The sequence below is a fragment of the Winogradskyella sp. 4-2091 genome, from assembly GCF_045765065.1.
In the GTDB taxonomy this organism is placed as follows: Bacteria; Bacteroidota; Bacteroidia; order Flavobacteriales; family Flavobacteriaceae; genus Winogradskyella.
On record NZ_JBJKOD010000002.1, the window covers coordinates 215,520 to 229,289 of the forward strand.

At 33.0% G+C, this 13,770-nt stretch carries 10 protein-coding genes; 5 read left to right on the forward strand and 5 right to left on the reverse strand.

Translation table 11 applies throughout. The features are described from left to right. Positions 1-10: 10 nt before the first annotated feature. The gene (locus tag ACJBCC_RS03335; RefSeq protein ID WP_299098392.1) at positions 11-1,330 is read right to left on the reverse strand and encodes a pitrilysin family protein; all 1,320 of its coding nucleotides are present in this window, start codon (positions 1,328-1,330) and stop codon (positions 11-13) included. Between the two features lie 298 nt (positions 1,331-1,628). On the opposite strand from ACJBCC_RS03335, the gene rplU reads away from it, so the two are divergent. The 5 genes from rplU (at position 1,629) to ACJBCC_RS03360 (ending at position 8,297) form a co-directional block, all read left to right on the forward strand. Then, positions 1,629-2,282, forward strand: coding sequence for a 50S ribosomal protein L21 (rplU, locus tag ACJBCC_RS03340; RefSeq protein WP_299098391.1), 654 nt, complete (start codon positions 1,629-1,631; stop codon positions 2,280-2,282). Positions 2,283-2,324: 42 nt separating this feature from the next. Continuing rightward, positions 2,325-2,585 carry a 50S ribosomal protein L27 gene (rpmA, locus tag ACJBCC_RS03345; protein ID WP_013869859.1) on the forward strand — a complete coding sequence of 87 codons (261 nt, stop codon included), beginning with the start codon at positions 2,325-2,327 and terminating at the stop codon, positions 2,583-2,585. A gap of 142 nt (positions 2,586-2,727) precedes the next feature. Then, entirely contained in the window at positions 2,728-4,287 is a 1,560-nt protein-coding gene (locus ACJBCC_RS03350) for a tetratricopeptide repeat protein (protein WP_407556397.1), read from the forward strand. Positions 4,288-4,444: 157 nt separating this feature from the next. Continuing rightward, positions 4,445-7,279, forward strand: coding sequence for a TonB-dependent receptor (locus ACJBCC_RS03355; RefSeq protein WP_407556398.1), 2,835 nt, complete (start codon positions 4,445-4,447; stop codon positions 7,277-7,279). A 4-nt stretch (positions 7,280-7,283) separates the two neighbouring features. After that, on the forward strand, positions 7,284-8,297 hold the full coding sequence (locus ACJBCC_RS03360; protein ID WP_407556399.1) for a phytase: 1,014 nt from the start codon (positions 7,284-7,286) through the stop codon (positions 8,295-8,297). A 56-nt stretch (positions 8,298-8,353) separates the two neighbouring features. On the opposite strand, the gene ACJBCC_RS03365 is transcribed toward ACJBCC_RS03360, so the two are convergent. The 4 genes from ACJBCC_RS03365 to ACJBCC_RS03380 form a co-directional block, all read right to left on the reverse strand. Beyond that, on the reverse strand, positions 8,354-10,126 hold the full coding sequence (locus ACJBCC_RS03365) for a MutS-related protein (protein WP_407556400.1): 1,773 nt from the start codon (positions 10,124-10,126) through the stop codon (positions 8,354-8,356). A gap of 109 nt (positions 10,127-10,235) precedes the next feature. Next, the gene (locus tag ACJBCC_RS03370; RefSeq protein ID WP_299098762.1) at positions 10,236-10,982 is read right to left on the reverse strand and encodes a succinate dehydrogenase/fumarate reductase iron-sulfur subunit; all 747 of its coding nucleotides are present in this window, start codon (positions 10,980-10,982) and stop codon (positions 10,236-10,238) included. Positions 10,983-11,004: 22 nt separating this feature from the next. After that, positions 11,005-13,017, reverse strand: a complete 2,013-nt coding sequence (locus ACJBCC_RS03375; protein ID WP_299098385.1) for a fumarate reductase/succinate dehydrogenase flavoprotein subunit — start codon at positions 13,015-13,017, stop codon at positions 11,005-11,007. A 12-nt stretch (positions 13,018-13,029) separates the two neighbouring features. Next, positions 13,030-13,701 (reverse strand): succinate dehydrogenase cytochrome b subunit, encoded by a 672-nt coding sequence (locus ACJBCC_RS03380; RefSeq protein WP_407556401.1) that lies wholly within the window; start codon positions 13,699-13,701, stop codon positions 13,030-13,032. Positions 13,702-13,770: the final 69 nt, after the last annotated feature.

Here is a 13,770-nt window from a genome sequence, read left to right on the forward strand (position 1 = left end):
TGTTTTCATATTATTGATCTTCTTTTTTTGGAAGGTATTGTACTTCTACTCTCTGATTTGGGCTTAAATATTTTTTAGCCACTGACTGTATTTCTTCTCTAGTAATTGATCTGTAAATCTCTAATTGATTATTAATGATATTTACATCACCATATAATAAATAATAACTCGCTAAAGAACCTGCTATACCAGCTACACTAGAGTTAGAATTAACAAAGTCATTTTCAAATTGATTTAGTAACTTATTATAGTCACGTTCGCTGATAAGTTCATTCTGAATTTTTACAATTTCTTCATCCATATCAGCTAATAAAGTTTCTAAACTAACGTCTCCTGATGGTAATGCAAATAATGCAAAAATGTTATAATCTACTTGACCTAAGTTTACCGCCTGTACAGTTAAAGCTTCTTTCTTTTCATCAATTAATTTTTTGTATAACACTGAACTTTTTCCGCCACTTAAATAACTAGATATCATATCTAAAATATAGGCTTCTCTTGTAGACTGACCAGGTAATCTATAAGCTGCAATAATTGCAGGAATCTGAATATTTTTATCGTAAGCCACCGCCTTTTTAGTTTCCGTAATAGGCGCTTCCATTTTAAAATCACGAACTACTTCTGGTTTTTTCTTTACAGCGCTAAAGTAATCTATTACCATTGCTTTGGTCTTCGCGTAATCTATATCACCAGCAACAACTAATACAGCATTGTTTGGTCCATAATACTTATCAAAATAAGCATTAAACTCTTCTAAAGTTGCAGCATCTAAATGATCCATTTCACCAATTACAGTATCTTTATAAGGATGTTCACTAAAAAGGTTTTCCCCAATTGCTTTCAATAAACCACCATATGGTCTATTGTCCATACTTTGTCTCTTTTCCTCTTTTACAACTTCATTCTGAGTATCTACACCAACTTGGTCAATTACTGGGTGAAGCATACGCTCTGACTCTAACCATAAGCCTAATTCTAACTTATTAGATGGAAATATTTCGTAATAATATGTTCTATCATTATTGGTATTGGCATTAAAAGTTCCGCCATTTGCAGGAATAATTTTCATAAATTCTCCACGCTCTATATTTTCAGAACCTTCGAATAAAAGGTGTTCAAAAAAGTGAGCAAATCCTGTTCGTTCTCTGCTGCCATCTTTTCCTCCAACATCATACATTACAGATGTTATTACAACAGGCGCTGTATTATCTTTGTGCATAATAACGTGCAAGCCATTGTCTAAATCAAATTCTTCAAATTCAACTTTTTGTGCTATTGCCTGATGGCTAATAAACAACAAAGAAGCCAAAGCCATAAAATAGTTTTTCATTGTAGTTTTGTTTAAATTAAAATGTTTTAAGTGTTAGTCTTTGCGTAATGTAATTTGTTACAACTAGCCTAACAAAAATACATAATGATTGTCTCATTTTATAGTAAATAATTGTGAAAACTATCAGAATCATACAATGAATAGTCATTTTAGATTATCAACTTTTAAAAATTTAAAGTTAAAACCTCTTGAAAACCCCAAAAACGTTTGTATATTAAGAATATAGGCGTATATTTGCATCCGCTTTCTGAGAAGGAAAGTGATTTGATTATAAACAAATTAATAAAAACGTTACGCTATGTACGCAATTGTAGAGATAGCAGGGCATCAATTCAAAGTTGAAAAAGACCAAAAAGTTTTTGTTAACCGTTTAGCAACAGAAGAAGGTAAGAAAGTAGATTTCGACAACGTTCTTTTAATTGGTGATGGTAACAATGTAACTGTAGGCGCCCCAGCTATAGACGGAGCACAAGTAAGTGCTAAAGTCTTAAGTCACCTTAAAGGTGATAAAGTAATAGTCTTTAAAAAGAAAAGACGTAAAGGTTACCGTGTAAAAAACGGACACAGACAATCTTTAACTGAAATCGTAATTGAAGGTATTACTACTTCTGGAGCTAAGAAAGCTGCTCCAAAGAAAGAAACTAAAAAAGCTGAACCTAAAGTAGAAGCGAAAGCTGCTGCTCCTAAAGCTAAAAAAGCTACAGGTAAAGCTGATGATTTAAAGAAAATTGAAGGTATTGGACCAAAAATCGCATCTACGTTAGTAGAAGCAGGTATCGCTACTTTTTCTGATTTAGCTAAAGCTACACCAGAAGCAATTTCTGAAATCATTGCAGGTGTTCGTGGAAATCACGTTACAGACACATGGCCAGCACAAGCTCAATTAGCTGCTGATGGTAAGTGGGATGAGCTTAAAAAATGGCAAGACGAATTAGATGGTGGTAAAGCATAATTGCTAAATCACTTAAGTATAACAATATAAAACCTTAAGATCATGGCTCATAAAAAAGGAGTTGGTAGTTCGAAGAATGGTAGAGAATCAGAATCGAAACGTTTAGGCGTTAAGATATTTGGTGGACAAGCTGCTATTGCTGGAAACATTATCATAAGACAACGTGGTAACACACACCATCCAGGTGAAAACGTTTACCAAGGAAAAGATCACACTTTACATGCTAAAGTTGACGGTCTAGTAAAATTTACTAAGAAAAAAGACAACAAGTCTTACGTTTCTATAGAGCCTTTTGAGGCTTAAGAAATATAATTTCTTAACAAATTTAAAAGTACCTATTTTTTAGGTGCTTTTTTGTGTTTAATAACAATATGATTATAAAAAAAGTATGTTAGATTAACATACGCTCACTTAATTTGTTGTTTAACCAAATTAAGCGACAAACTTGTTAAGAATAAAATCCTTCCTATTTGTTTTTTTCACTTTTATAGCACTGAGTTATGCCCAAGATTCTCATCCTATAAATGATAAACTTTATCAATTAAAGAGTGAATTAGAAATAGCTAAAAAATCTAAAGACTCCACTAAGATTGCAATCACTTATATTAAGCTTGGTAATTTTTTTCAGCAATTAGGCTTATATAGCGAAGCCATTAAAAACTATCAATTTTTTCAGAAGACTTATACTAAAAAAGATACGTCCCTTGTTAATGTTCAAAATGCATTGGCAAATATTAATTTAGATTTAAAAAAATATAAAGAAGCTAAAAAACATACTTTAGCAAGTCTAGAAATTTCAAATGAGCTGAACTATATTAAAGGTAAAGCAAATGTGCATGCACTATTAGGAAGTATAGCCGAAAAACAGAAGGATTACAAATTAGCCTTAAGGCATCAAAACAAAAGTTTATCTATTTTTAAACTGTTAAAAGATAGTACAGGCCTTGCCATTTCTAACGAAAACATTGGCAGCATTTATGAAGATTTAGAACATTACGAAAAAGCGAAGTCCTATTTTAAAAAAGCAAAACGTTTTTCCAATTATTGTAATTCTGATATTCGTATTAATATAATTAACAATTTAGGAGACGTCAACAGAAAAACAGGCAATTTTGATAAAGCAATTCGTTATACAAATCATGCATTAAAACTTTCTAAAACCACCAAAAATGAATCACAACTAGAAAGCGCTCTTAAAGATTTATCTAGAACTTATGCAGAGTTAGGAGATTATAAGCGTGCTTATGAATATCTCAACAATCAAAGCGTCGTTAACGAACAAGAACTAAAAAGAAAAAATATTGAAGTAGTAAGTACAATGGAAGTACTTTATGAGGTTAATAAAAAAGAGGCTCAATTACAGTTATTAAATAAACAAAATCAAATAAATAAGGTACGACAATACATCATCCTAGTTTGTACACTATTTATAATTTTAGCATTAACGCTTGCCTTTCTGTATTGGAAAAAAAGAAGAAAACACGAAAAACGAATTTTAGAATATAGACAACAGCTACTTCAGGTTGATTTAGATAAAAAGACTGCTGAAGAAATTGCCTTAAAAAAAGAAATAGAAACTAAAGTTTCATCACTAACCAATTACAGCCTAAATATTGCCCATAAAAACAAATTATTATCTGATGTTTCTAAAACCCTTTTTAAACTTAAAGACAGAAATATTAACCTTGTTAAATCAAAATTAAAAGAGGTTATTAAAGAAATTGATACTGATTTAGCAAACCATAATGAATGGACTGAACTTATGGGATATTTTGGTCAAATTCATCCAGAATTCTTTGAAAACATCAAGCAAATAACGTCAGTAAAGTTGTCATCTTCAGAAATGCGATTAGCAATGCTACTTCGGCTAAATTTATCTTCAAAAGAAATTGCAAACATTTTACATATTACGTCAGATAGTGTGAGAATAGCTAGATATCGACTCAGAAAAAAATTGCCAATTAATTCTAAAGACGATCTTCAGTCCTTTCTTCAAAATTTATAACACATATTTCCTATTTATGTTTTACATGTTATGAGATTGTAAATGTTGCTCTCTTATATAGCCATTTTAAAGGGTTTTATTACTTTTTGTTAACATATTCTTCAGGTTCAAAAAGTCGTATAAACATAGCTTTGTACAAAACAAAAACCAACTAATAATGAAACATTACATTACCCTTTTATTATTAATAACAGTAACCTTTTTTAGTTATTCCCAAACTGGAAATGTACAAGGTGTTATTACAGATCATAATGGACTAACCGTTCCTGGAGCCACACTTGTAGTAGATTCTACTAATAAAGGTGTCGTATCAGACTTTAACGGAAAATATACAATTGTAGATATACCAGAAGGTGTACAAACCATAACCGTAAAATATCTAGGTTATGCAGATGTAACTAACGAAGTCATAGTGATAGCCAATACAACAACAGTCTTAAATTTTATACTTAACTCTGAAGACACAGCGTTAGATGAAGTATTAATTTCTGGATTTGGATTAAGTGGGCAAGCAAAAGCGCTTAATACACAAAAGAATAAACTGAACATTACTAATATTGTTTCTACAGATCAAATAGGAAAATTTCCAGATGCAAATATTGGTGACGCCGTAAAGCGTATTCCTGGTATTACAATGCAAGTAGATCAAGGAGAGGCTCGTACAATTGTTATTCGAGGGTTAGCACCTCAATTAAATTCTGTAACGCTTAATGGAAGTAGAATTCCATCTGCAGAAGGCGACAATAGAGAAGTACAGATGGATTTAATCCCTTCAGATATGATCCAAACCATAGAAGTAAATAAAGCAGTTACACCAGATATGGATGCCGATGCTCTTGGTGGTTCGGTTAATTTAATAACTAAAACTTCTCCTCAAGGTTTTCGTCTATCAGCGACTGCCGGATCAGGTATCAATTCTATCTCTGACAAAAGAATATTAAATGGTTCTTTTTTAGTTGGTGACCGATCTAAAAATGACAAATTTGGTTGGGTAATATCGGCCTCTGTAAACGATAATGATTTTGGAAGCCATAATGTGGAAGCAGAATGGACAGACGAATTTGAATATAATGCTGGTGACGAAGATAATTTAGTAGAAGTAGATGTAAACCCATATGCTAATGTATTTGAAATTAGAGAATACAAAGTGCAACGTATTAGAAGAAGTTTTTCTGCAAATTTCGATTATAAATTAAACGACAATAATAGTATCTATTTTAAATCTATTTATAACTGGAGAGACGACAGAGAAAACAGATTACGTTTAGAACATGAAATTTTAGATGGTAAGGATATAGGAGCAGGTGATTTTACAGTAGATACTAATGGAAACCTTACCAGCTTTCTTGTTGAAGCTAAACGCCAAACAAAAGGCGGTATTGACAATGACCGAAATAAAAATACGCGTCTAGAAGACCAGAGAATGCAAAATTATAGTTTAGGAGGCGACCATTTATTAGGCAATGTTCAATTCGATTGGATGGCATCGTTCTCTAAAGCTTCAGAAGAGCGTTTAAACGAAAGGTATATTGAATATGAAAGTGAATATGGTGTTGCATTTAATAATAACGAAGACAAACCACTATTTACACCATTAACTGGAGAAGGTAACTTTGAAGATTTTGAATTTGGTGAGTTATCCGAAGAAAATCAATATACAGAAGAAAAAGACTATAACATTTCGGTTAATGCTCAAATACCATTATCTATTATCGATGGTAAAGATGGAAGTTTAAAAATTGGAGCCAAAGCCAGACTAAAAAATAAAAATAGAGTCAACGATTTTACAGAATATGGTGACGAATCTGGAGCTCTAGAGTTTTTAGGCTCAGTTCCTACAAAAGATTATTCCGACTCAGATTTCCTTGCTGGCAGCCAATATCAAATTGGAAATTTTGTTGATACTGAATTTTTAGGAAGTTTAAATCTAAATGATACCGACCTTTATGATGGTGAAGATTTACCAGAAGAATACATTACAGCAAATTTTGATGTTGACGAAAATGTATACGCAAGTTATGCAATGCTTAATCAAAATTTATCTAATAAATTTAGTGTTTTAGCTGGTGTAAGATTAGAACATACGTCTATTGATAGTGATGGAAATGAGCTAGAATTTGATACAGATGGTGATATCTCAGGAATTAATGTTGTTAAAGAAAGCAATTCTTATACTAATATATTACCTGGCTTACATCTTAAGTACAATGTTTCAAACAATACTATCTTAAGATTTGCCTGGACAAACACATTGGCAAGACCTAATTATGTAGATTTAGTGCCTTACCGTGAAATAAATAACGAAGACGAAGAAATCTATTTAGGAAACTCAGAATTAGACCCAACAACATCAATGAACTTTGATATTATGGCAGAGCATTATTTTAAATCTGTTGGTATTATTTCTGGTGGTTTATTCTATAAAGACCTCCAAGATTTTGCTTATACGTTTCAAACCGAAGATGAAAATGGCTATGAGGTTTACCAACCTTTAAATGGTGACGAAGCTTCTGTTTTTGGTGCTGAATTTTCATTTCAACGTCGTTTAGATTTCCTTCCAGGTTTTGCAAAAAACTTTAGTGTTTACTTAAATTACACATATTTAACATCTAGTACAGAAGGTATAAGAAATGAAGATGGTGAAGAACGTACAGATTTAGATTTACCACAAACAGCTCCTAACATGTTTAACGCCTCTTTAGGTTATGCAGCTAAGAAATTTAGCATACGCTTATCTGGTAACTACTCTGATGCCTATATCGATGAAATAGGTGGTAATGCTTTTGAAGATAGATACTACGATGAGCAATTTTTCTTAGACTTAACAGCTAACGTTGCATTGAATAAGAATTTAAGTTTATACCTAAACATTAATAATATTACTAATCAACCCTTACGTTATTACCAAGGTGTAGCAAGCAGAACTATGCAAATGGAATATTACGAAAAGCGTTTAACTTTTGGATTGAAATATGATTTATTTAAAAAGTAAAATGATGAAGAAAGTAATATTATTAGGCATTTTTACATTAACATTAGTGTCTTGCGGAAACAAACTACCAGAAATTGCGCCAACGCTTGTAACAGAAAAGTTACCACACGATAGTGATGATCCTGCAATTTGGGTTAACCATAAAAACCCAGAAGCAAGTATTGTATTTGGTACTGATAAAGATGACGTTAATGGCGGAATTTACGCCTTTGATTTAGATGGAAAAATAATAAAGGATAAAAGCATAACTGGCATCAGTTACCCAAACAATGTTGATGTAGAATACGGCTTTAAAATCAATGATTCTACAACAATAGATATCTTAATGTTTACAGAGCGCGAAAAAAATCAAATACGTTTGTATTCCATTCCAGATATGAAACCTTTAGATAACAATGGTTTCAAAGTATTTACAGATGAAACCATTGTTGAATATAAAAGACCAATGGGAATTTCATTGTTTAAGAACCCAAAAACAGGTAACATATCAGTTTTTGTAAGCAGAAAATCTGGTCCAACAGAAGGCTACCTTTATCAGTATGGTTTAGCTTCAGATTCTACAGGTGTACATGCCAACCTATTAAGAAAAGTTGGTAAATTTAGTGGTACAAAAGAAATAGAAGCGATTGCTGTAGATGATGAGTTAGGTTTTCTCTATTATTCAGATGAAGGTGTCGGTATTAGAAAATATTACGCTGACCCCAAAATGGGAGATGAAGAAATAGCATTATTTGGTGGCGAATTTTTTAAAGATGATATTGAAGGTATTGCTATTGCAACCTACCCAAATGGAAAAGGTTATATTATTGTATCTAATCAACAAGACCATACTTTTAATTTCTTTAAACGAAGTGATAATAGCTTTGTTAAAACCTTAAACTTAGGTACTATTGAAACTGACGGTTGTGATATTGTTACAAAGAGTTTAGGAAAAAAATTCCCTAATGGTTTATTTGTATCTATGAACGATAAAAAAGACTTCTTCTTTCACGCTGTAGATTCTTTAAAGTTGAAATAGGAATTCCGTATTTAAATATTAAAAAGCCTTTCCTCTTATTCGGAAAGGCTTTCTATTTATACAATCTCCATCTTCTTCAACAAAAAGCTAGCATTCATATTTTGGCAAACACCTTGCTTTAGTTTGTAATCAAAAAAGAGTTCATCATTTATAATTTCTGCATCGAAGTAATAGTTTTTCACGGCTTCAAGTTCAGTTTCAATTTCTGTGAGACTTAAATCATGTGTAGCTATAATTCCTGTAGCATTTTGTTTTACTATCTTTTCAACAAATTTTCTTGAGCCTATGGCTTTATCTGTACTATTGGTTCCTTTTAAGATTTCATCTAAAATGACGAAGTAGTTCTTATCATGTTCAATAGTATCTACTACAAATTTTAAACGTGTAAGCTCGCTAAAGAAGTACGAACTATCATCGGTTAACGAATCTGTTGTTCGCATACTTGTAATAAGTTTTATAGGCTTGTATTTACTTTGTTTAGCACAAATAGGCAAGCCAACATTAGCCATAACGATATGAAGCGCTACAGTTCTTAAAAATGTACTTTTTCCGGCCATGTTTGCACCTGTAACAATGAAGAATTGCTCTTCTTCAAGTTTTAAGTCACTATCGACTCGTTTTTCAGAATTTAAAAGAGGATGTCCTAAACCTTCTGCTAGCATGGTTACAGGCTCTTCAGTTAAAATAGGATAAGTAAATTCTTGATGATTAAAGGCATAATTACCAAAACTATTAAATGCGTCAAAAAAGGTAACCACCTCAAACCAATCTTCTACTTTACTACCATATTGTGTCATCCATTTTTCTACATTATAACTACTTCTTATGTCTATTAATGAAAAGCCGTTACCAAAAATTGCAGAGATTAGATTGTTTCTATTATCTAAAGCATCGAGTGTTTTAGAGAATTTTGAAAATATTTCTGAAGCTTTTAATCCTTCTGATTGAATACGTTTTTGCTTCTTTTGTAATAATTCTGACTTAAATTCAGTAGTTTCAATTGCATTTAGCAACAAGGCATATTGTCTAAAGGTATCTTTTGCTCGTCCTGTATGCTGAGCCAAAATGTTTATTTTCTTTAAATACAAACCTGTAATCCCTAAGCCCAAGAGCAACCAGTAACCAGCTATTGAAATCGGAATAATCTCAGCAATTCCAAGACCAATAAGCACCACAGAAGCTATAGTAAAACCAATAGTTAGCCAGTACTGAGCTTTTCCCAAAAAGGGTTTGTAATCTTTTAACCACGTGATAATAGATTTTGCGGAATGCTCAATTTCTACACCTTGTGCAACAGCTGAATAATTTTGTCTCCATTCCGACAGAGCCGCTAATTCTTGTATAGCCTGTTGTCGCTCTTCAATATTTGTAATATCATTAGCGAGTAAATTTTCAGTCAGTTTTTGCGTGCCCTCTTTTATTGCTGTTCTATTTATATATTGAAAGAAAGACCCTTTACCGAATAAATCAATATCTAGACTAAAATAATGTTTTGGATTTTGAAATTCTTCGCCATCTAACCTTTCGTAAAAATCGCCATTTGAAATCTTTATTTCATCTTGATTGATGGCAATAAGTCGTTTATGAAGATTTCTTTTTGCTTTTAAATCTGTATATCTTGAAAGCAAAAAAAGAAAACTTGCTATTCCAAAAACACCAATGCACAAGGCTAGTTGCCAATTTTGAAACGTAAAATAAACACCTATTGCCGTAAGCACAAAAATTGAAAGTCGTAAAATACTATACAAACTGAGTTGCTTAAAAATACGTTTAGATTCCGTTTGATTGGTTTCTAATTGCGCTTTATAAAATGTATTTGGGTTTTGCATAGTGCTAAATTATAGGCGAAATATAGTAAAAGTAAAAATCCCAAACATAATTATGCTTGGGATTTATATATCATTTAACGTCTTCTAATTAACGAAGACTACATTGTTGTTAACCTTTTAGTGTTGCGGCTAAATACTCACGATTCATACGTGCAATATTCTCTAAAGAAATACCTTTAGGACATTCCACTTCACATGCTCCTGTATTAGTACAGTTACCAAAACCTTCTAAATCCATCTGTGCAACCATGTTTTGTACACGATCAGCTGCTTCCACTTGCCCTTGTGGTAATAGAGCATACTGTGAAACTTTTGCACCAACAAATAACATGGCTGAAGAGTTTTTACACGTTGCTACACATGCACCACAACCAATACAAGTTGCCGCATCCATAGCCTCATCTGCTGCATGTTTAGAAATTGGAATAGAGTTAGCATCTTGAGTATTACCTGATGTATTTACAGAAATATAACCACCAGCCTGCTGAATTCTTTCGAACGATGTTCTATCTACCACTAAATCTTTAATGACAGGAAATGCAGCTGCTCTAAATGGCTCGATGGTAATAGTATCTCCATCATTAAACATACGCATGTGTAACTGACATGTTGTAATACCTCTATCTGGTCCATGTGCTTCTCCATTGATGTACATAGAACACATTCCACAAATTCCTTCACGACAATCATGATCAAAAGCTACAGGTTCTTCCCCTGAATTTACTAACTGCTCATTTAAAACATCCATCATTTCTAAGAAAGACATATGTTCTGAAATATCAGTTACTTTATAATCTACCATTTGACCCTTTGAACTAGCGTCTTTTTGTCTCCAAATTTTTAATGTTAAATTCATTCCTTTTCCTGACATAACTTTCTTATTTGTATGAACGTTGTTTTAGTTCAATATCATTAAACTCTAATTCTTCTTTATGTAAAACAGCATCAGCTGGTTCACCTTTATATTCCCAAGCAGAAACAAATGCAAAATCTTCATCATTACGTTTAGCTTCCCCTTTCTGAGGACCATCTAATTCCGCAGATTCTTCTCTGAAGTGTCCTCCACAAGATTCAGCTCTTACTAAAGCATCTTTTGCGAACAATTCACCTAATTCTAAGAAGTCAGCAACACGGCCAGCTTTTTCAAGCTCAGGATTCATTTCATTTGCTCCACCAGGAACTGAAACTTCTTTCCAGAATTCTTCTCTTATGGCTTTAATTTCTGCCATAGCTTCTGTTAAGCCTTGTGCGTTTCTAGACATTCCTGCCTTGTCCCACATGACCTTTCCTAATTTCTTATGGAAGTAGTCTACAGATTTTGTTCCTTCATTATTAACAAAGAAGTTGATTCTTTCTGTTACTTCTTTTTCAGCTATATCAAATTCTTCAGTATCCGTTGAAATTTTCCCTGTACGAATATCATCAGCTAAATAATCACCAATTGTATAAGGTAATACAAAATAACCATCTGCTAAACCTTGCATTAAAGCTGAAGCTCCAAGTCTGTTGGCACCATGATCAGAGAAATTAGCTTCACCAATACAGTAACAACCAGGAATTGTAGTCATTAAGTTATAGTCAACCCAAACACCACCCATTGTATAGTGTACAGCTGGATAAATCATCATTGGTGTCTCGTATGGATTTTGATCTATAATCTTCTCATACATTTGAAACAAATTCCCGTATTTAGCTTCTACAATAGCCTGTCCAAGTTCTTTAATTTTTGCAGGACTTGGATTTTGTATATTATGAATCTTAGCTTGCTCTTTACCATAGCGTTCAAAAGCAGAAGCAAAATCTAAATAAACTGCTTCACCTGTAGCATTTACTCCATAACCAGCATCACAACGCTCTTTTGCTGCTCTAGATGCAACATCTCGCGGTACTAAATTACCAAATGCAGGATAACGTCTTTCTAAGTAATAATCTCTTTCATCTTCTGACAAATCAGTTGGTTTTTTACGACCTTCTCTAATTGCCAAAACATCTTCCATGTTTTTTGGCACCCAAATACGTCCATCATTACGCAACGATTCTGACATTAATGTCAGTTTAGATTGGTAATCACCAGAACGTGGAATACATGTTGGGTGAATCTGTGTGTAGCAAGGATTTGCGAAATACGCTCCTTTTTTATGTATTTTCCAGGCTGCAGTTGCGTTAGAACCCATAGCGTTTGTTGATAAGAAATATACATTTCCGTATCCACCAGAACCTACTACAACAGCATGTGCTGAATGTCTTTCTATTTCACCAGTAATTAAATTACGAGCAATAATACCTCTTGCTTTTCCGTCTACAATAACAACGTCAAGCATTTCGTGACGGTTAAACATTTCAATTTTACCACGAGCAATTTGTCTATTCATTGCAGAATAGGCTCCTAATAATAATTGTTGTCCTGTTTGACCTTTAGCGTAGAATGTTCTAGATACTAAAACACCACCAAAAGAACGGTTATCTAATAATCCACCATAATCACGTGCAAAAGGAACACCTTGTGCCACACATTGGTCAATAATATTAGAAGAAACTTCAGCTAAACGATAAACATTTGCTTCACGAGAACGGTAATCACCACCTTTTACAGTATCGTAAAATAAGCGGTAAGTGGAATCACCATCACCTTGGTAATTTTTTGCTGCATTAATACCTCCTTGAGCAGCAATTGAATGTGCTCTACGAGGCGAATCTTGATAAGCAAATGCCTTAACATTATATCCTAATTCTGCTAAAGTTGCAGCAGCAGAACCACCAGCAAGACCAGTACCAACAACGATAACATCAATATGACGTTTGTTAGCTGGGTTTACTAAATCAATTTTATTTTTATAATCAGTCCACTTATTTTTAATTGGACCCTTTGGTACTTTTGAATCTAAAGCCATATTAGATATTTTTTAGTGAGTAAAGTGATGGAATAACGCGATGAAAATAAATCCTAATGGAACTAAAATCGCATAAGCTTTTCCGAATCCCTGTAATCCTTTTGTGTATTTGTTGTTTGCACCAGTAGATTGAAATGCAGACTCAAAACCATGTAATAAGTGCAGTGCCAAAAACACAAAACCTACTATATAGAGTGCAACTCTCCAGATAGGAACAAACTTTTCTTGTAACTCGTGAAAATATCTAAACTCACCATTGTGCATTCCAGACATATCACCAACGATATACTTAGTATTAATCTCTGGAATCCAGAAATCAATAACGTGTATAATCAAAAACGCTAGGATAAATCCGCCACTCCAAATCATGTTTCTGCTCATCCACGTAGAATTGGCAGCGCCATTATTTTTAGCGTACTTAACACCGTTTGCTTTCTTGTTTTTGATTTCTAATACAAAACCCATTACAAAGTGAAAAATCACTCCAATAATTAAGATAGGTTGAATAACATACTGAATTACCCAAAATGTTCCCATAAAGTGCGATATCTCGTTAAAGGTATCTGGACTTATCACAGAAAATAGGTTAATCACAAAATGTTGTAGTACAAAAATCATGAGGAAGAGTGCCGAAAGTGCCATGGCAAACTTTCTTCCAATCGACGAATTTAGAATTCCGCTCATTGTAGTTCTAATTTATTTTAGTCTAACAAAGATACAGCGCAAATGACTTTTAGGCAACTGCGCTGAGTG